This window comes from Proteus alimentorum, assembly GCF_002607735.1.
Classification (GTDB): Bacteria; Pseudomonadota; Gammaproteobacteria; order Enterobacterales; family Enterobacteriaceae; genus Proteus; species Proteus alimentorum.
Window position 1 is genome coordinate 75,690 of record NZ_NBVR01000026.1, and the last position, 20,294, is coordinate 95,983.

14 protein-coding genes are annotated in these 20,294 nt (G+C 37.6%); 4 read left to right on the plus strand and 10 right to left on the minus strand.

What is annotated here, in order from left to right; genetic code table 11:
* Window positions 1-80: 80 nt before the first annotated feature.
* Window positions 81-599: a bifunctional 3-hydroxydecanoyl-ACP dehydratase/trans-2-decenoyl-ACP isomerase gene (gene fabA / locus B6258_RS08960; RefSeq protein WP_023581351.1), complete on the plus strand. Its 519-nt coding sequence runs from the start codon at window positions 81-83 to the stop codon at window positions 597-599.
* A 272-nt stretch (window positions 600-871) separates the two neighbouring features.
* Here fabA and B6258_RS17875 read toward each other — a convergent pair whose 3' ends face one another.
* From B6258_RS17875 to rlmKL, 7 genes are all read right to left on the minus strand, one after another.
* Window positions 872-1,336, minus strand: a complete 465-nt coding sequence (locus B6258_RS17875) for a hypothetical protein (RefSeq protein ID WP_129586853.1) — start codon at window positions 1,334-1,336, stop codon at window positions 872-874.
* 876 nt (window positions 1,337-2,212) lie between these two features.
* Window positions 2,213-2,383, minus strand: coding sequence for a ribosome modulation factor (gene rmf / locus B6258_RS08985; protein WP_099075112.1), 171 nt, complete (start codon window positions 2,381-2,383; stop codon window positions 2,213-2,215).
* 656 nt (window positions 2,384-3,039) lie between these two features.
* On the minus strand, window positions 3,040-3,615 hold the full coding sequence (gene pqiC, locus B6258_RS08995) for a membrane integrity-associated transporter subunit PqiC (protein WP_420820582.1): 576 nt from the start codon (window positions 3,613-3,615) through the stop codon (window positions 3,040-3,042).
* Window positions 3,612-5,264 (minus strand): intermembrane transport protein PqiB, encoded by a 1,653-nt coding sequence (pqiB, locus tag B6258_RS09000; RefSeq protein ID WP_099074974.1) that lies wholly within the window; start codon window positions 5,262-5,264, stop codon window positions 3,612-3,614. Before pqiB ends, pqiC begins: the two co-directional genes overlap by 4 nt.
* A complete protein-coding gene (pqiA, locus tag B6258_RS09005) occupies window positions 5,257-6,546 on the minus strand; it encodes a membrane integrity-associated transporter subunit PqiA (RefSeq protein ID WP_099074975.1) in 1,290 nt (429 codons plus the stop codon). The genes pqiB and pqiA overlap by 8 nt, the downstream gene beginning before the upstream one ends.
* A gap of 85 nt (window positions 6,547-6,631) precedes the next feature.
* Entirely contained in the window at window positions 6,632-8,560 is a 1,929-nt protein-coding gene (locus tag B6258_RS09010; RefSeq protein WP_099074976.1) for an ABC transporter ATP-binding protein, read from the minus strand.
* 6 nt (window positions 8,561-8,566) lie between these two features.
* Window positions 8,567-10,681 carry a bifunctional 23S rRNA (guanine(2069)-N(7))-methyltransferase RlmK/23S rRNA (guanine(2445)-N(2))-methyltransferase RlmL gene (rlmKL, locus tag B6258_RS09015; RefSeq protein ID WP_099074977.1) on the minus strand — a complete coding sequence of 705 codons (2,115 nt, stop codon included), beginning with the start codon at window positions 10,679-10,681 and terminating at the stop codon, window positions 8,567-8,569.
* 108 nt (window positions 10,682-10,789) lie between these two features.
* Here rlmKL and B6258_RS09020 point away from each other — a divergent pair, with 108 nt between their 5' ends.
* Window positions 10,790-11,914 carry a YcbX family protein gene (locus B6258_RS09020; RefSeq protein ID WP_099074978.1) on the plus strand — a complete coding sequence of 375 codons (1,125 nt, stop codon included), beginning with the start codon at window positions 10,790-10,792 and terminating at the stop codon, window positions 11,912-11,914.
* A 268-nt stretch (window positions 11,915-12,182) separates the two neighbouring features.
* Here B6258_RS09020 and B6258_RS09025 read toward each other — a convergent pair whose 3' ends face one another.
* The 3 genes from B6258_RS09025 to pepN all read right to left on the minus strand — a co-directional run bounded on the left by B6258_RS09025 (window position 12,183) and on the right by pepN (window position 16,782).
* Complete coding sequence (locus B6258_RS09025) at window positions 12,183-12,734, minus strand: cell division protein ZapC (RefSeq protein WP_099074979.1); 552 nt, start codon at window positions 12,732-12,734, stop codon at window positions 12,183-12,185.
* Between the two features lie 218 nt (window positions 12,735-12,952).
* The gene (gene pyrD / locus B6258_RS09030) at window positions 12,953-13,963 is read right to left on the minus strand and encodes a quinone-dependent dihydroorotate dehydrogenase (protein ID WP_099074980.1); all 1,011 of its coding nucleotides are present in this window, start codon (window positions 13,961-13,963) and stop codon (window positions 12,953-12,955) included.
* Between the two features lie 203 nt (window positions 13,964-14,166).
* Window positions 14,167-16,782 carry an aminopeptidase N gene (gene pepN, locus B6258_RS09035; protein ID WP_099074981.1) on the minus strand — a complete coding sequence of 872 codons (2,616 nt, stop codon included), beginning with the start codon at window positions 16,780-16,782 and terminating at the stop codon, window positions 14,167-14,169.
* 340 nt (window positions 16,783-17,122) lie between these two features.
* On the opposite strand from pepN, the gene pncB reads away from it, so the two are divergent.
* Together pncB and asnS are read left to right on the plus strand one after the other, a co-directional pair.
* A complete protein-coding gene (gene pncB, locus B6258_RS09040) occupies window positions 17,123-18,337 on the plus strand; it encodes a nicotinate phosphoribosyltransferase (protein WP_099074982.1) in 1,215 nt (404 codons plus the stop codon).
* A gap of 256 nt (window positions 18,338-18,593) precedes the next feature.
* On the plus strand, window positions 18,594-19,994 hold the full coding sequence (gene asnS, locus B6258_RS09045; protein ID WP_099074983.1) for an asparagine--tRNA ligase: 1,401 nt from the start codon (window positions 18,594-18,596) through the stop codon (window positions 19,992-19,994).
* Window positions 19,995-20,294 lie beyond the last annotated feature (300 nt).

Consider the following 20,294-nt stretch of genomic DNA (forward strand, 5'->3'; position numbering starts at 1 on the left):
TGTTTCAAGTGATCGGAGTTGTTCAGCGTACAAGTGTAAGCTATTCTGTTGTCTTACACTTGATAAAGGCTATATAGACAATGGTTGATAAACGCGAATCTTATTCTAAAGAAGACCTCATTGCTTCAGGCCGTGGTGAATTATTTGGCCAAGATGGCCCACCACTGCCATCTGGTAATATGCTAATGATGGATCGCATCATTAAAATGACAGAAGATGGCGGCACCCATAATAAAGGCTTTATCGAAGCAGAATTCGATATCAAGCCAGATTTATGGTTCTTTGATTGCCACTTCGTCAATGATCCTGTTATGCCGGGTTGCTTAGGCCTAGATGCCATGTGGCAACTTGTCGGCTTCTATCTTGGCTGGCTTGGTGGTGAAGGTAAAGGCCGTGCGCTTGGTGTTGGTGAAGTAAAATTCACTGGACAAATATTACCAACAGCAAAAAAAGTTACCTATAAAATTGATTTCAAACGTGTTATCAATCGTAAACTGATTATGGGTATTGCCGATGGTGAAGTGTATGTTGATGGTAAGCTAATTTATGAAGCAAAAGACTTAAAAGTTGGCTTATTTAAAGATACAACGGCATTCTAAGATAGATACCCCCCCCTAATCTATACTCTAAATCATTCGAGTTGCAGGTAGGCGGCAAGCAAAGATATCCCGATGGGCATACTCATGTATGTGATTCGGATAGCTAGAGGCGCGTAGCCAACACCCCTGCAACTTGAAGGATGACGAGTATATTATAGAAATACCGTGTAATATAAAGTACACGGTATTTTTTTATCTATGCTAACAACATATTTATTTTTTATAAAAAATAGATCATATTCAATTTAGTTTTTATCAATACATTGCGTCGATTACTTATCTTGTAAATACTGAAAATAGTGTTTAATTTTAGCAGAGAAAAATAAGCTATATGTAAGATAAACAAATAAACCCATTAAAGATAAGACACCGAATAGCTCACCTAAATTTTCTGCTTGATTGCTACCACTTGTATTATCAAATGCACTTTGAATACCGATAACTATTGCAATAGAGATAGGTAACATTGATATACACCAGAAGATTTTCAGCATTATTGGTGCTATTTCTTTCTTCATAAAGATAACAACAAGAGTAATAACATATAAAATGGGTAGAGAAAAAGCTTGTATCAAACTCCACATAATAGAAAGGGAAGTTATTAAATTTAAATTTTCACTATCCTTTATAAATACGTCTACTAAAGTAGAAACACTAGAAAATGAAGATGTTAATTGCCCTAAAGTAAATAAAATAAAAGCAATTAATATTATCCATAATGATATTGGTTTTTTCATTGAAGTCTTCCTTGTAAATAAAGGTCGCTATAATAAATTAATCGATGTATAGTGTCATTAAATTAATAAATAAATTTTATATATAAAGATATATTTAAGTTAGGTGAGATTTTTTATTCCAAATAACTACGACACTAAAAAATTTATATCAACTTTGTATAAGTAAATTACATCAAGAAATAATCGTATGGATATGATTATAAGCGGAATTGTAGATTTTTTTAGCTTTCTGATTGAGCTTATTTTTCTTCTTTGTAAAGCAATTGGCTATAGACTCACGATTCTATTGATTATATTTATTTTTATGTATGCTAATCAATTCGATATGAAATGGATCTTAGGTTTCTCTATAACCTCATTATGTTTATATAGCCCAAACTTATATAAGTTATTTAAAAAGCCAAAGGATAACCCTTAAGCTAAATTAACCATCATAAAAAATAATTCAAGGAAAATAAGTGATTAACAAAGGAAAAGTATCTAAAAAACAGGCAGACTTTATGTTTTATTGTGGCATATTTCTGATCTTTACATCGTCTATACCGTGGTTTACTTCAGAAAAAATAGATTGGCTATATAATTCTGTCAATACAATACTTGCTATTTTTCTTACTATTTATGGCTTTCGTTTACGTAAAAGTTTTCATGGATCAGAATTAAAAAAATAATGGCAATATAACGTGAAAAGGCTTACAAAATGTAAGCCTTTTTATATCCAAATTGATTGTTTGTTATTTATACTCAAATTATCCTATGCTCAATATGTACATAGGAATGTATATAAATAACCCTCGTTTTGATTATCGGTAAAATCTTAGTGATAATATTTAATACAACTAAAAATAAGCTATTATCTATTTCACTACGACGGGTTATTTATTTTACTAGATTCGGGCGATCTTCCATGGCCTGTCGCCAACCTCCAAGCCAATGTGAACGCGCATCAATGGCGAAATAAGGACAAAGTTCTTTTGAGCGGCCTTGCATACCAGCTTGATAACCTTTCGATAATGCTCTTGCTAAACGATCTCGTTTCTGTCTTTTCATATCTAGACAACCCTCACGTTCTAAGTTTAAGCGGAAAGATAATGATTGTTTTTTCAACAACCACTATAAATTGATACGCTTTATTGAGCATTTAAGCAAGTAAAGAAGTTAATACAAATGTCATATTTGTGATGTCGAGCCAGTTACAAATTTAATAATCATTGTTATCATTTATTTTATTTAATGCTTTAATTGAAATATTATCTAATCATTTTGGTTAATTATCTCAATGAAATAATTAACCAGTTGATATTAAATGAGTATTTTTAAGTAAAAATAACTTTCTTTATTTTTATATTATGTAATCAATAAATTAAATAAGATAAAATGATATTTATTTTTAAATTTATGTCAATATAAGACTTGGTTTATAAATATAACTTTTTGCTCTATTTTTATTTTTTCGTAGAAAACGCTTTCTAATTACCTTTGTTTTATTAAGGAATTAGCCATCATTGAAGGTAAAATAAGCGATTAATGCCTCTTAGATACTTCTATTAATTCAAACTCTTCAAATACCGACTCCATATCTTCTGAAAAATGACCTTCTCGATTAAAAAAGCGTTCTCTTTTGCATTTATATACAAAAACCCAATATTCAACTTAAATACAATTTAAGAGAATATTGGGTTTGAATAAACGTAATGCTAAGTCAGTTAGTACTGAGCTTGAATTGCTTTCGCTATATCAGAAACAACTTGCTCCCAGCCCAGTCCTAATGTGCGTACTAAAGCAGGATAACCATCTTCAGTTTGTGTTAAAACTAAAGAAAATGGCTGATTAATCACTTTATTATTTTCAGTATAAATCCAGTCACCTGAAATAATTACCTGCCCATCATAGCGACCTTGAAAGTAATTCACGGTGACCGTTAATTTCGCCAAGCTATCTTCAACGGGTTGATTAGCAACAACGGTACCCGGCAATGCTTTTGTTAAACCTGAAATAAGGTTCTGTTGTAATTGCTGATCAAGTGGATTAATCCATAGGTGTTGATTAGCCACGGTATAGTTAATATCCGTCGTTTGATAAACAATGCCTGCATTAACTAACATATTAGACAAACGGATCGGCTGAACCCAAATTTGAGGCTTCTTGGCTGACTGTGTTGCCGAGACTTGTTCTGACACGCCACCTTGATAAACATCAGGTAACTGATAATACGTTTTATTAACCTGACTTGAACATGCCGTTAACATCAATACAAATACCCCAATGATGTATTTCATCATTTTTCAGCCCTCTTTGGTTCTGGATCTTTACCTTCCTTCGCTTCAAAAATCAATGCGTTGCTCTTATTGTTCAATGTTTTCAATAAAGGCTGCATCTCTCTTAAAACCTGATCAAGTTGCTGCATATTATCAATCATTTTTCCATAAGCAGGAGAACCCGGTTGGAAGCCTTGCATACTACGATTGATCTCTTTCAATGACTGCTGAATATCATTAGGAAGATTTCTAAATTCATCACTACCAATCATGGCATTTAATGATTTTAATGTCTCTTTCGCTTCAGCAACTGCTTTTTGGCTTTCAGTTAATGTTGCAGTCATCTCTTTAAGCATTGGCTCAACAGGAAGATTGTTGATCTTATCCAGAGATGTCATCACTTTTTGCTGAATTTGCGCTAAACCTGAACTTACAGTCGGTATTTGTTGGAAGCCCGCGACTTCTTGAGGACCTTCCCATTTTGTTGCATCAGGGTAGAAATCAAGATCGATATAAAGCGCCCCGGTTAAAAGATTTCCCGATTTTAAAGAAGCTCTTAAGCCATTATTAGAAGCAGAGGAAATTTCTTTGACAAAATCAAAGCTTTCACCAACATCATTCGCAAAGCGCTCTGGCTCTACATGAATTAACACAGGAATACGAAAATCTTTATCCAGTGATTGTTGCATGCCTTTTGTGTAATAAGGTACTTGAACAACGGTACCCATGCGAATTCCACGGAATTCAACAGGTGCCCCCGCCTGTAATCCCCTTACCGAATCAGAGAAAAACATAATGTAACTGCGATAATCAGTATATAGCGAGTTTTGAATGCTCTTCTCATTATCGTAAAGTTTAAATTCTGTTTTAGGTGCAATTTGATCACCTGGTAGCCATCCATCAGGAACATCAAAACTGACGCCGCCACTAAAGAGTGTAGAGAGAGATGCCATTTCAACACGAACACCCGATGAAGACATATCAAAAGCGATACCAGAATCTTTCCAGAACCGAACATTAGATGTCACCATTTTGTCATAAGGTGCTTTGATAAAGAGTTGATAATGCATGTCTCTTGTATCAATATTGAATTCACTGGTTTCAACAGAGCCGACTTGGTAACCTCTAAATAAAACTGGGTCGCCTGCATTTAATTGACCGGCTTTTTCACTCACTAAATTAATGCGAATACCTTTTGCATCTGGCGAAGCTAACGGCGGTGAGTCGAGAAGATTAAATTCATCTTCTTCTTTACCTTTTAATCCTGGCTGCAATTCTATGTAAGCACCAGAAAGCAAGGTGCCTAAACCTGTTACACCCTCTTTACCGACTTGAGGTCTTACAACCCAAAATGCAGTGTCTGCACGTAATAACTCTTTCATCTCTTTATCGAGGCGAGCCGTAATAATAACGCGACTAAAATTGCTATCGAGTGAAACACTTTCAACTAAACCGATATCCACACTGCGGCTTTTAATTTTGGTTTTACCCGCTTCAATGCCATCTGCATTATAGGTAATTAACGTAACTTCTGGACCCTGATGGCTGAAATGATAATAAAGTATCCACGCACCAATCAGTAAGGTGACAAGTGGTATGATCCAAACTGGAGACCAGCTTTTTAATTTGTTAATTTTTGCTTCAGTTAAAGCAGTTTCATTCTTTTCAGTCACCCTTAGGCTCCTTAATCGTGGGTTTATCATCATCGGTTGTACATTTATCCCACGTCAACCGAGGATCAAACATCATTGCAGAGAACATAGTTAACACTACAACCAATGCAAATAGCACCACACCAAAATCAGGATAGATGCTCATCAGACGTCCCATTCTGACTAATGAAGCTAAAACAGCAATTACAAAGACGTCAATCATCGACCAACGCCCTACATATTCAACAACTTCGTAGAGAAAATGCATTCTAGCAGGATCTCTTTTTCCATTGGATTTGTGTGCATCCCAACACAACCAAGCAATTGCTACCATTTTTAAACTTGGCACCATAATACTGGCAATAAATATCACCATTGCCACAGGATAAGAGCCATCTTCCCATAACAAAATAACCCCGGCCATAATAGTTGAATAAATGTTATTACCTAAAGATTCAGTGACCATAATAGGTAATAAATTAGCGGGGATATAAAGAATAAAAGAGGTAATCAACAAAGAGACCGTCCATTGTAAACTTTTAGGTCTTCTTGCATGCCCTTTTACTTCACAACGACTACATTCGTATTGATCTGCCGGTAAAATTGCCGTACATGAACGGCATAATCGAACCCCTTGTTTTAATCCCGATTTACCTGATTCAATCTCGGGATAACTTGGACGAGGTTCTAATTTTTCCCATAAAGTATGTCTATCAAGACACTGGAATGCTCGAATTTGAAATAAGCAATAAAGCACATAAGGTAGGAAACTGAGTCCTAATCCAATATCACCATAGGCCATTAATTTTACAAAGCTAACTAAAATTCCCGCAAGAAAAATCTCTGCCATACACCACGATTTTAATTGGAATAAAATACGTGATAACCAAATTTGTAGCTTTCTAGGTAATTGAATTGGTGTACAAAGAAGTAAGATTGCCAACATACAAAAAGCCGGCACAATTTGGACAAACAGTAGGAAAAATGCGCCTAACTCGACGTAATTTTCACTAAACATAACCGTTGGAATTTTCATCAGTGTGACATTGTTGGCGATACCAGCTACTTCCATACTCACGAAGGTGAACTGGCTTGCCATTAGCAACATAAATAATGCACTGATTGCTAATGCAACAGGTTGATAAAAAGGTTGGCGCCAACGTGCAATTAATACCGTATGACAACGAGGACAAGTTGCTTTTGTTCCTTGTGCTAATTGAGGAACACTGACCACCAGATCGCACTGAGGACATAATATTTGCTCATGTTTATGTTCATGACGATGTTGTTGACCAGAGCACACAGAGACACCTCTTATTTAGAATAATCAATAAAAGAATATTTGTTCCAGAAAGTAAAACGGGGCGTGATGCCCCGTTTTCGGTTGGCTATTCGCCGTTTTGCATCAATTCTAGCTCTTGCCATCTGTCAAAAGCGGTTTCAAGCTCTTGTTCTTTATCGGCAAGTGCCTTTAAGACTTTTTCTGTCTCTTCATGAGGGCGAGTAAAGAAATCCGCCCCACTTACTTCTTCTTGTAATGCACTTAACTGCGTTTCTAAGCTTTCTAATTTAGCAGGAAGTTGCTCAAGTTCTCGCGTCAAATGATAACTTAACTTGTTAGTACGCGTGTTCTTTTTAGAGCTATCTTTCACTTTTGCTGCTTTTTCAGCTTTTTCTGGTGCGTTACGTGGTTTATTTGTCTCATTCTTTAGTGAAACCGACTGTGCTCGTTGTTGTTGAGCATCGTAATATCCACCAACATAACTGTTAATAACACCATCACCTTCAAAGATCCAACACTCAGTAACACTATTATCAACAAATTCACGGTCATGGCTAACCAGTAAAACAGTGCCTTGGTAAGCATCAACGAGCTCTTCTAGTAATTCCAATGTTTCAACATCAAGATCATTGGTTGGCTCATCGAGAATAAGCAAGTTACTTGGTTTTAAGAATAAACGTGCCAATAATAGGCGGTTTCTTTCTCCTCCAGAGAGTGCGCGAACAGGCGTCATCGCACGTTTAGGTGGGAATAAGAAGTCTTGCAAATAACCAAGTACATGGCGAGGACGACCATTTACCATCACCTCTTGCTTACCTTCAGCAAGGTTATCCATCACTGTTTTATCAGGATCAAGTGCCGCACGGTGCTGATCAAAGTAAGCCACTTCAAGCTTAGTACCACAATGAACTCGTCCGCTGTCTGCTTTTAAATCGCCTAGCATAAGTTTCAATAAAGTGGTTTTACCGCAACCATTTGGCCCCACCAACGCAATTTTATCACCACGTTGTACTTTGGCAGAAAAGTCACGTACTAATTTGCGCATTCCAATGCTGTAATTAACATCTTCAAGTTCAAAAACAATTTTACCTGAGCGCGTTGCTTCTTCAACCTGCATACGTGCACTGCCTAGCACTTCACGGCGTTCACTGCGCTCAACACGCAGTGCTTTTAAGGCTCTTACACGACCTTCGTTACGAGTACGGCGAGCTTTAATACCTTGGCGTATCCACGCTTCTTCTTGTGCTAATTTGCGATCAAACTCTGCGTTTTGTTGCTCTTCGACACGTAAAGCTTCTTCTTTGCTTTCAAGATATTTATCGTAATTTCCTGGCCATGAAGAAAGTTTTCCACGATCAAGATCGATAATACGCGTTGCCATATTACGGATAAATGAACGGTCATGGGAAATAAACACGATACTTCCTTGGAAATCTTTTAAGAATTTCTCAAGCCAAAGGATCGTTTCAATATCAAGGTGGTTTGTTGGTTCATCTAAAAATAGCACTCTTGGCGCGCTGACTAATGCACGTCCTAAAGCGGCTTTTCTTAACCAACCACCCGATAAAGAAGAAAGCTCTGCTTCACCATCTAAACCGAGTTTTTCTAGCACTTCTGCAATTCGGCTATCAAGCAACCACAAGTTACGACTATCAAGTACTTCTTGTAGCTCTGCCATTTTATTGAGATTTTTATCAGAAGGATCTGTCTCAATCAGTTTAGAAATATGGTGATAATCCGTTAGATATTTAGCATCTTCTTCAACACCTTCTGCAACAAAATCAAAGATAGTACCTTCAATATCTCTTGGGGGATCTTGCTGTAAGCGAGCAGTGACAAGATCTTGCTCGTAAACAACTTGACCATCATCTAAAGGTTGCTCTTTAGATAACACTCTTAATAGTGTTGATTTACCCGCACCATTGCGCCCAACTAAACAAACGCGTTCATTTTCTTCAATAAATAAATCGGTGCTATCTAATAGCGGGGCATCACTGAAAGATAAATAAGCCCCTGTCAAACTAATTAACGGCATTGTAAATTATTCCTCACCAGCATGAGTTAACAGCCAGCAATTGTGAATTTGACGGTTACGTGCAAAGTCTTGTGATAATGTTTTCTGTGTTATCTCTTTTGCGCACAACCCAATTTTTGCTAACTCGTCATGTTCCATTTTGAATCCACGTTTGTTATTTGAGAACATAATTGTTCCACCTTTTCTCAACAAACGTTTCAGATGTTTCATTAGTTCAATGTGATCACGCTGCACATCAAAGGTGTTTTCCATTCGTTTTGAGTTAGAAAACGTCGGTGGATCGATAAAGATCACATCAAATTGTTCGTTGCTCTGCATTAACCACTGAATGCAATCTGCTTGCATTAAACGATGTTGTCTACCTGATAGGCCATTCGCTTGGAAATTTTTCTCAGCCCATTCAAGATAAGTACGGGACATATCAACGGTTGTTGTGCTTTTTGCACCACCGATCCCGGCATGAACAGAGGCTGTACCGGTATAAGCAAAAAGATTTAAGAAGTCTTTTCCATTGCTCATTTCACCCAGCATTTTTCGTGCAATACGGTGATCTAAGAACAATCCTGTATCAAGATAATCTGTTAGATTTACCCAGAATTTTGCACCAAACTCGTCAACTAAGAAAAAATCACCCTTTTCGGCCATTTTTTCATATTGCTGTTTACCTTTTTGGCGTTGGCGGGTTTTTAAAATCAGTTGATCAGAACGTAATGCCAGTACTTCCATTGTTGCACTAATCACATCGAATAAACGCTGACGGGCTTTGTGTTCATTGACGGTTTTAGGTGGCGCATACTCTTGAATAACCACTTTATCGCCATAGCGATCCACAGCAACATTATATTCAGGTAAATCAGCATCGTATAAGCGATAACATTCAATTTTCTGTTGTTTTGCCCATTTCGCGAGTTTTTTCTCATTTTTACGTAAACGGTTTGCAAAATCTTCCGCAAGTCCAGTATTAATCGTTGATGGTGTATCAGAAAGTAAATAGTTCTTTTGTACACAATCAAGAGGACCATTTTTTGCTTTGAACTCTCTTTCAGCACGTAATTGAATGCAACTTAACAATTCAGGTGATGCACTAAATAGTGACAATCTCCAACCTGGGAAATGCGCTTTTACCGCTCTTCCTAATTGGCTGTGTAGTGCAATTAATGCCGGCTCACTTTCTAAACGCTCACCATAAGGTGGGTTACTGATAATTGTCCCTTTTATTTCTGTTGAGACAGGGTTTGTCAGTTTAGCTGCATCACCATGAGCAAATGTGATTAATTCAGCAACATCCGCTCTACGGGCATTGGCTCTCGCCATATCCAATACGCGCTTATCAACATCAAAACCATAGAAACGCGCAGTGGTATTCTTTTTACCTTCACGAAAACGAGCAAAAGCTTCATGAGTGACTTCTTTCCATAACGCTTCATCGTGACCTAACCAATGGCGAAATCCCCAATGCACACGATTTAATGCTGGCGCACAATCCGTCGCCATCATGGCTGCTTCAATTAATAATGTACCAGAGCCACACATTGGATCGATTAATGGTGTATCCAGTTTCCAGCCTGAACGCATAATAATTGCGGCAGCTAAGTTTTCTTTTAAAGGCGCTTGTCCTGTTAAGTCACGGTAACCACGTTGATGTAAACCATCACCACTTAAATCTAAAGATAAAGAGGCTTTTTCTTTATGAAGGTGGATAGTTAAGCGGATATCAGGAGATTGTTTAGCAACATCTGGACGTTGCCCTATTTTACGCTGAAATGAGTCAACGATGGCATCTTTCGCTTTTAATGCGCCATATTGGCTATTACGAATAATGTCATTCGTGCCATTAAAATGGATAGCAAAAGTCTGATCAACAGTAAAAATCTCACTCCAATCAATTGCCTGCACACCAAGATATAAGTCTAAATCACTATAAACATTGAATTCATTTAACGGCAACATAATACGTGATGCTAAACGGCTCCAAAGTAAAGACTGATACATGGTTTTATCATCAGCACGAAAATAAACACCGCCTTGGGTTATCTGGCAAGCCTGAGCACCAAGGTGTTCAAGTTCAGATTTTAATAGTTCTTCCAGACCTCGGCCTGTGCTGGCAAACAGAGAGCGCATAATATTGTTACCACCTAAAATAAAATTGTTGGGCATTATAGCTAATTGTATTACGTTGTCATAAAGTTACTGGCTATAAAAAAATAATAATGTCTTTTGGGAGCACCGATGATCAACGTTTCACGCCTTTATATACACCCAGTTAAATCAATGAAGGGAATTCGACTTTCTCATGCATTTGCTCGTGAGAGCGGATTCACGTTTGATCGCGATTTTATGATAACCACCCCTGAAGGGACTTTTATCACGGCACGAAAATTTCCCGTTTTGCTGTGTTTTATTCCTACTGTCATGGCAAATGGCATTTATATTCAAGCACCTGATGGTGAAGGTATTGCTATCACCTATCAAGATTTTGAGACCACATTGCAACCGACAGAAGTTTGGGGTAACCATTTTACCGCGTATGTGGCTCCAGATGAAATAAATCAGTGGTTCAGTCGTTATTTAAAAATGGATGTTCAACTTCGTTGGACTGGCGAAAAATCGACACGCCGAGTGAAAAAAAAACCAGAAACCGCTGTTTCTTTCGCTGATGGTTACCCTTACTTATTAATTAATGAAGCCTCATTTCAATACTTACAACAGCGTTGCCCCGCTTCAATTAATATTGAGCAATTTCGAGCTAATATCCTCATAACAGGTGCAAAGCCTTTTGAAGAAGATACTTGGCAGACTATTCGTGTTGGCTCTGTTGTAATGGATCTGATGAAACCTTGTAGCCGTTGCATCATGACCACAATTAGTATTGATAAAGGCGTTAAACATCCTAACACAGAACCACTCGCAACACTGCAAACATTCCGTAGTGATGAAACCGGTGATGTCGACTTTGGACAAAATATCATCATTCGTCAAACTGGCATTATTCGTGTAGGGGATACTGTTGAGGTAATAGCCTATAAAGAAGCGAAACAATACCTTGTAACAGCGCCTGTTGAAGCACAATCAACACCTATTATTGAACACTCACAAGAGCAAACTGTCAGCATTGAATTTAATGGTGAGACTTTTGAGGGTAATAACCAAGAAGTCCTGTTAGAACAGCTTGAAAATAATGGTTATGTTATTCCTTATAGTTGCCGGGCTGGCCTTTGTGGCTCTTGTGTTATCCAACTAGATGAAGGCGATGTTAATGCATTAAAAGCCGGAGCAATTAAACGTTCAGGTAAAATTTTAGCCTGCAGCTGTGTGCCTAACGGTAATGTAAAACTTTCACTTAATAAAAAATAACACTTATCTTTATCTCAAATTAAAAGAAGGTAATTTCCCCCTTATCTTCTTTTTTATTTTAAATAAAACAATTTATTTAATAAGAATTGTCTTATTAATAACTCAATAATAAGTTATCAATAAATTCATTTCATTTTTTAGAAAAAGATCACAGAAAGAGAGTAATGAAGATTTGATTTTAGGCAGTATTGTTTGGGGTGGATTTGTTTTTAGAATGTTATAAATAATGAGTGACGATAAAAAGAGTAAGTCCTTTTTACTCTTTTTGTTAAATAACTTTCTCGTACAAAAATGATCCTGACTCTGACTCTTTATGGTAATTGCTTAACCTATCATTCATAATTTTTATTGGGTCACAAAAATTAAGAGTTCTATCAAATAATGTTAACTGAGGTTGAGCTAATAAACATAAACAAGCTTGAGCCCCCACTTCAGTCACTAAAAAAAGAGCGGTTTCGTCTTCTTCTTTTAATGAGGCTTCTACCACTTGAGATAAATAAGGGTTGATTTGATTATTGTTAACTGCAAAATACCAACTCTTAGGCATCAGTGGCTTTAAAAAGCGATGGGCTATTAATGCATTTAAAGCTAATTCAGCTCTTGATTCAGATGGCATACCTATTTGTCGAATTTGCTCATCGTATCCATAATAAAGAGCTGCATCATCAACGGTAAAAGATGCTGATTGTCGAGCACTCTCACTCAACATTTTGCTTGGAAAGCGGGAACGAAAAACCATACCATTTGCTAAATCAAGCATTAATTTTTGTTGCTCAACATCAAAATACCAACGCCAGCGATCATCGGGTTTTATTATCACTAATTAATCCCCCTTCGATTCATTCCCTGTTTTATACTCTGATAAACAATCAAAATTAAATGACCTAAATAAAATATTTAATATCACCTAACAAAAACAGGATTCATTTTACTATTAATTAAGCACAATCAGTGCAATTTAATAAAAAATAACCAACTAGGGGCAATATAAACGAGTTAGGGGCAGAAGAAAAGCCCCTAATTCATTATTAAATGTATTTAGATATGATTAATTATAGATTTGATAAGTGCAGGACCTTGATAAATGAATCCTGAATAGACTTGAATAAGAGAAGCGCCAGCATCCATTTTTTCTCTAGCTGCTGTTAATGAATCAATTCCACCAACACCAATAATAGGTAATGCACCTTTTAATTCTTCATTTAATTGACGAATTATTTGTGTGCTTTTTGATTGTACTGGGCGACCACTTAATCCCCCAGCTTCATTACAGTGATTTAATCCACTGACTAATGATTTATCTAATGTGGTATTTGTCGCAATCACGCCATCAATATGATGACGCACTAAGCTATCTGCAACTTGAATTAATTCTTCATGCGTTAAATCTGGGGCAATTTTAACAGCAACAGGAACATATTTTTGGTATTTACCCTGCAACTCTAATTGTTTATTTTTAATTGCTGATAGCAGATCGTCTAATGCTTCACCATATTGTAGTGTACGCAAACCTGGGGTATTTGGTGATGAGATATTGATTGCGATATAACCAGCATGAGCATAGACTTTTTCCATACAAATCAGATAATCATCTTTACCTTGCTCTACTGGGGTATCTTTATTTTTACCGATATTAATACCCAGTACGCCACCATAACGAGATTGTTTTACATTTTCAATTAAGTTATCAACGCCAAGGTTATTAAAGCCCATTCGGTTAATTAAACCTTCGGCTTCCACTAAGCGGAATAAACGAGGTTTATCATTTCCCACTTGAGGACGCGGTGTCACTGTACCAACTTCAATAAAGCCAAATCCCATTGCACCCAACGCATCTATACAATCACCGTTTTTATCAAGACCGGCAGCAAGACCAAGTGGATTTTTAAATGAGAGCCCCATACAGGAAACGGGTTTAGAAGGAAGTGACTGCTGAATAAGAAATTGAAATGGGGAATGAGATAAACGTTTTAACTGGCGGAAGGTAAAATCATGGGCACGTTCAGGATCTAGCCGAAACAATGCCTTCCTTACTAAGGAATAATACATACGATCTCCATTGAGAATATCGGGTATTAGGAATGATATGTCTACGACAATTTAAGCGTCGTGCATCATATAGATAAAAGCACGAAAAGTAAACGTTTCAATTTCACAATTTGCCATAAAAATCCCCAGACTATGCTGGGGATCTAGTTATCTTTCTGATTTTATACTATTTACTCACTCATAAAGTGATATAAAACATCATATTAATCAGCTAATGCCTTGGTGATTTTCTCATATAAATCACCTGATAAATTCTCAAGTTCTTTCAGTTTTAATAACTCTGCACGCATTTTTTCTTGGCGTGTTGTATCGTAACGTTTTAAACGAATAAACGGTTCAATAAGGCGTGATGCAACTTGTGGGTTACGGCTATTTAAATCAGTCAGAATTTCTGTCAATAATAAGTAACCAGAACCATCTTCAGCGTGGAAAGCGACCGGATTATTATTTACAAATGCACCAATTAACGCACGAGTACGATTAGGGTTTGCAAGTGTAAATGAGCGATGAGATAACAGACTGCGGACTTTCTGTAACACCTCTTTTGCTGGGCTCATGGCTTGTAAACTAAACCATTTGTCCATCACTAAACCATCTTGATGCCATTTGTCATCGAACTCTTGTAATAGTGTATCTTTACAAGGTAGCTGCGCCATGACAGCAGCATTAAGTGCGGCAAGCGCGTCGGTCATGTTATCACTGTTGTGATATTGCTCATCAACAAGCTGATTACCTGTTTGCTCATTTTCAACCGCTAAATAAGCTAAACAAACATTACGTAAATCACGTTTTGCAATATCATCATGATTAACACGATAAGCACCAATATGCATTGAATGATAAACAGCAGAGAATTCATCAGCCATTTCAGTTGCTAGGGTTTTACGAATAAAACCAAGCGCTTTATGGATAGCAACGGGATCAATAATACTAAATGATTCACCCGCTTCGACATCTGTCGGTAATGTCAGAATAAGTGCAGCTAATGCAGGATCGATATCTTTATCAAGTAATACTGCGCGGAAAGCATCAACTACCATTTCAGGTAGAATGCAGGTTTCACCCTTTTGAACTCGAGCAACATTTTCTTTGATATAGCGACCTAATAATGCTTGAGCTGCATCCCAACGTGAAAATGCATTACGTGCATATTTCATTAAGAAAGAGAGCTGTTCATCCGTAAATGGATAATCAAGTTTTACAGGTGCAGAGAACTCACGTAATAAAGATGGGATTGGCTGTTCTGGCACATCGTCAAAGACAAACCGTTGCTCTTCACGTACCACATTCAAGACATTAGAAATCGCCTGACCTTGTGAACGCAGTGGGATCACATTGCCTTTGGTATCGTATAATTCAATATCTAATGGGATATGTAATGGCTGTTTTTCAGTTTGATCAGCTGTTGGTGGTGTCATTTGACTAACAGTTAAAGTGTATTGCTTTTTATTCGCATTATAACTATCACGAACGGTCAGTTGTGGCGTACCTGATTGACTATACCAACGACGGAATAAGGTAAGATCAACATTAGAAGCATCTTCCATTGCTTGAATAAAATCGTCGCAAGTTGCAGCACTGCCGTCGTGACGATGAATATACATTTGAATACCCGCTTGGAACTGATCTTCACCTAATAAGGTGTGGATCATTCGGATCACTTCTGAACCTTTTTCATATACTGTTAAAGTATAGAAGTTGTTCATTTCGATCACACTATCAGGACGAATTGGATGAGCCATTGGGCTTGCATCTTCTGCAAACTGAGCAGTACGCATCACTCGTACATTATTGATACGATTCACTGAGCGTGAACCTAAATCAGAGCTAAATTCTTGATCACGGAAAACCGTTAAGCCTTCTTTTAAGCTTAATTGGAACCAATCACGACAAGTAATACGGTTACCTGTCCAGTTATGGAAATATTCATGACCAATAACCGACTCAATACCTAAATAATCTTTGTCAGTTGCTGTTTCACTTTTCGCTAGCACATATTTAGAGTTAAAGACGTTCAGTCCTTTATTCTCCATCGCCCCCATATTAAAGAAATCAACAGCAACTATCATATAGATGTCGAGATCGTATTCTAAATTAAAGCGAGATTGGTCCCACGCCATCGCATTTTTCAATGATGTCATTGCCCAATCAGCACGATCTAAATTACCTTTATCAACAAAAAGCTCTAAAGCAACTTCACGGCCACTTTTGGTGATGAAAGTATCTCGTAATACATCAAAATCCCCCGCTACCACAGCAAATAAATAACTTGGTTTTGGATGTGGATCTTCCCATGTTACCCAATGACGACCATCATCCAGTTCACCTTGCGCAATACGGTTACCATTAGACAATAAATAAGGATACTGTTTTTTGTCTGCAGTGATTGTTGTGGTGTAACGTGCTAATACATCAGGTCTATCTAAATAGTAGGTAATATGGCGAAAGCCTTCCGCTTCACACTGTGTACATAATGCATCACCAGAAACATACAACCCTTCTAACGCGGTGTTAGCCGATGGATTGATCTCGTTAACAATTTTTAATGTAAATTGCTCTGGCAGTTGTTCAATGATGAGTTTGCCATTTTCTTCTTTATAGTGTGTCCAAGCAACATCATTCACCGCGATTGATTTTAATGTTAAGTCTTCGCCATCTAACACTAATGCGGTCGCATCTGAATTTAGGCGTTTACATTGGCTTATCGCTGTAACCTGGGTATTTTCTTTATCTAAGATAAAATCAAGATGTAAATCGGTGATTGTGTAGTCAGGGGCACGATAATCTTTGCGAAATTTCGCGATTCTTTGTTGTGTCATAGAAAAAACCTTTTAGTTAACACGACTATTTAACGGTTATATTGCCAAAGCTTACTCGTCAAAAATCTGTTTAGCCAGTCGAATATTCAATTGAAAACATTAAAAGTCAATAGAATGTTAATAGCTTATTAATACATGTAATCAATTTATTTGGTAAATGATGCTAATATACTCCCAAATTATGTTTAACGTGATAAACTCATCTCAGTTTTACAGCTTGTTTTTATGTCGCAGAGAAATATTGTTGAATAGTGACGCTTTGTCGTCATATTCGGGTATACTCTCCAACCTTAACGATTTAGCTGACATAAAAACGCTCCGTGAGGATGCTTGACGCGCTATGATTTTAGACGCTACACCGATTATTACATCACTGTTGGATACCGATGCATATAAGCTCCACATGCAACAAGCGGTTTACCACCATTATAGTGATATTCCTGTCGTTGCTGAGTTCCGCTGTCGGAGTGATGAACGTCTAGGTGAATATGCAACAACCTTACGCCATCAGGTTAATATGATGGCAGACTTGTCATTAACGAATGAAGAATTTGACTATCTTCAGAGCCTCCCCTTTTTCAAAAATGACTATCTGCAATGGTTTAAGCATTTTCGCTTTAAACCAGAACAAGTCCAAATTTCAACAACACCTGAAAACCAACTGACAATCAGAATAACGGGCCCTTGGCGTGAAGTTATTCTATGGGAAGTTCCTTTGTTGGCTTTAGTGAGTGAAATTGTACATCGTGCTCGCTCTCCTCAAATCACACCTGATGATGCAGTTAATCAATTACGTAAACTCATTGATATCTTCTACCGTGATGCTGCAGAGCAACAGATTGACTTAGCTGATTTTAAATTGATGGATTTTGGTACTCGTCGCCGTTTTTCTTATGATGTGCAATGTGCCATTGTGGATGAGCTGAAAAATCATTTCCCTTATCTTATTGGTACAAGTAACTATCATTTAGCTGAACGTATGCATTTAGCCCCAGTGGGAACACAGGCTCACGAATGGTTTCAGGCTCACCAGCAGATTAGCCCTGAATTAGCAAACAGTCAGCGTGCAGCCTTACAATCTTGGTTAGATGAATATCCCGATCAATTAGGTATTGCATTAACCGATTGCATTACAATGGATGCGTTTTTACGTGATTTTGATAAAACCTTTGCAGAGAGCTACCAAGGTTTACGTCACGACTCTGGCGATCCCATTGAATGGGGTGAAAAAGCGATCGCGCATTATGAAAAATTGGGCATTGATCCAATGAGTAAAGTATTAGTCTTTTCTGATAGCCTCGATTTTCAAAAAGCACTTGTACTTTATAAGCATTTCCATAAGCGTATTCGTCTAATCTTTGGTATTGGCACTCGACTCACGTGTAACATTCCTGAAATAACGCCTCTTAATATTGTAATTAAGCTGGTGGAGTGTAATGGTCAGCCCGTTGCTAAATTATCAGATAGTCCAGGTAAAACGATTTGTGACGATAATGACTTTGTTGACAAGCTACGCAAAGCCTTTGACGTTCCTCTTGTTAAACAGGCCTGTTAATTAGCCAAAATCTTCATTAATAGAAGAAAGGGTAATAATTGCCCTTTCTTTTGTCATAACCTCTACTTTTATCAATATTTCTCCTATTTTTATCAATTTATTTTATACAAAAGCTTTTCTCTTCTTTATTGACTCTTTAAACTAAAATTTCCTACTTGTTTCCTGCGCTATTGCAAGTAACATAGAAAAACTGTCCGACAGGGGCAGAGTGAATTAACCAAACAATTATTTTAATTAAACGAAGAGAGATTTATTTATGATCGTTGCGCCTGTAGTCGACGTACTGCAAGGCCGTATCGCGGTTGGCGAAGACGTCACCGTTCGCGGTTGGGTACGTACAAGAAGAGATTCAAAAGCTGGTATCTCATTTCTTACCGTCTATGACGGTTCCTGCTTTAATCCAGTACAGGCCATCATTAATAATAATTTACCGAATTATCAAGATGAAGTGCTGCACTTAACCACAGGCTGTTCTGTGGAAGTCACCGGTAAAATTGTTGAATCTCCGGGCCAGGGACAGAACTTTGAAATTCATGCCACCCATGTTGTTGTGGTAGGAATGGTCGATGATCCGGAAACTTATCCGATGGCCGCCAAACGTCATAGTATTGAGTACCTGCGTGAAGTTGCTCACCTTCGTCCTCGTACTAACTTAATTGGTGCAGTTGCTCGTGTTCGTCACACATTAGCACAAGCACTACATCGTTTCTTCGATGAACAAGGCTTCTTCTGGGTTTCTACGCCACTGATTACAGCGGCTGATACAGAAGGTGCAGGCGAGATGTTCCGTGTCTCTACATTAGATATGAACAACCTGCCACGCACAGATAAAGGCGACGTTGATTTCAGCGAAGACTTTTTTGGCCGTGAAGCATTTTTAACGGTATCTGGCCAGCTAAATGGTGAAACTTACGCCTCTGCATTAAGCAAAGTGTATACTTTCGGTCCAACATTCCGTGCTGAAAACTCAAATACCAGCCGTCACCTTGCTGAATTCTGGATGGTTGAGCCTGAAGTCGCATTTGCTGATCTTAACGATATCGCAGCGCTTGCTGAAAAAATGCTGAAATACACCTTTGCAGCTGTATTAGCAGAGCGTAAAGATGATATGGAGTTCTTTGCACAACGTGTCGATAAAGACGCTATTACACGCTTAGAGAACTTTATCACCTCTGACTTTGCTCAAATCGATTATACCGATGCGGTCACTGTGCTTGAAAACTGTGGTGAGAAATTTGAAAACCCAGTTTATTGGGGGGTTGACCTCTCTTCTGAACATGAACGTTATCTTGCAGAGAAACACTTTAAAGCACCGGTTGTAGTGAAAAACTATCCGAAAGACATCAAAGCATTCTATATGCGTATGAATGAAGATGGTAAAACAGTTGCCGCAATGGACGTGTTAGCGCCAGGCATTGGTGAAATCATCGGTGGTTCTCAACGTGAAGAGCGTTTAGAGATGTTTGATAAACGTTTAGACGAAATGGGAATGAGCAAAGAAGATTACTGGTGGTATCGTGACCTGCGTCGTTACGGCACAGTGCCTCACTCAGGATTTGGTTTAGGTTTTGAACGTTTAGTTGCTTATGTGACCGGTGTCGCAAACGTTCGTGAAGTTATTCCATTCCCTCGTACACCAAGAAATGCGGATTTCTAATTTAGTGATTAATTAGTATTCAGCTAAAAATTTGCATTGCTGCTTTATTGCACAATTTTAACTTAAGTGAAGAAGCCAACCTCAAGGTTGGCTTTTTTTATGCATGGCTGTTATTTGATTCAAAAGTTCCCCAAAATACATACTTTGAAATACATAGTTACAATTTGTTACACTTTTTTCGTTTTTGTAGCAAATTGGGGGTAGATAAAATTTTTTACCAATGGAACACTGTCACCCGACACAGACGACACTTAACTCTCATAAATAGTTCCATAAAAATTAAGAAACTATTTCTGGCAG

Bases quoted from the DNA above. Each gene is read 5' to 3' on its own strand.
- B6258_RS09010 (WP_099074976.1), bottom strand. From the start codon at position 8,560: ATGCCGTTAATTAGTTTGACAGGGGCTTATTTATCTTTCAGTGATGCC.
- pqiC (WP_420820582.1), bottom strand. From the start codon at position 3,615: ATGATGAAATACATCATTGGGGTATTTGTATTGATGTTAACGGCATGT.
- pncB (WP_099074982.1), top strand. From the start codon at position 17,123: ATGATTTTAGACGCTACACCGATTATTACATCACTGTTGGATACCGAT.
- pyrD (WP_099074980.1), bottom strand. From the start codon at position 13,963: ATGTATTATTCCTTAGTAAGGAAGGCATTGTTTCGGCTAGATCCTGAA.
- B6258_RS17875 (WP_129586853.1), bottom strand. From the start codon at position 1,336: ATGAAAAAACCAATATCATTATGGATAATATTAATTGCTTTTATTTTA.
- rlmKL (WP_099074977.1), bottom strand. From the start codon at position 10,681: ATGCGCTCTCTGTTTGCCAGCACAGGCCGAGGTCTGGAAGAACTATTA.
- rmf (WP_099075112.1), bottom strand. From the start codon at position 2,383: ATGAAAAGACAGAAACGAGATCGTTTAGCAAGAGCATTATCGAAAGGT.
- fabA (WP_023581351.1), top strand. From the start codon at position 81: ATGGTTGATAAACGCGAATCTTATTCTAAAGAAGACCTCATTGCTTCA.
- asnS (WP_099074983.1), top strand. From the start codon at position 18,594: ATGATCGTTGCGCCTGTAGTCGACGTACTGCAAGGCCGTATCGCGGTT.
- pepN (WP_099074981.1), bottom strand. From the start codon at position 16,782: ATGACACAACAAAGAATCGCGAAATTTCGCAAAGATTATCGTGCCCCT.
- B6258_RS09020 (WP_099074978.1), top strand. From the start codon at position 10,790: ATGATCAACGTTTCACGCCTTTATATACACCCAGTTAAATCAATGAAG.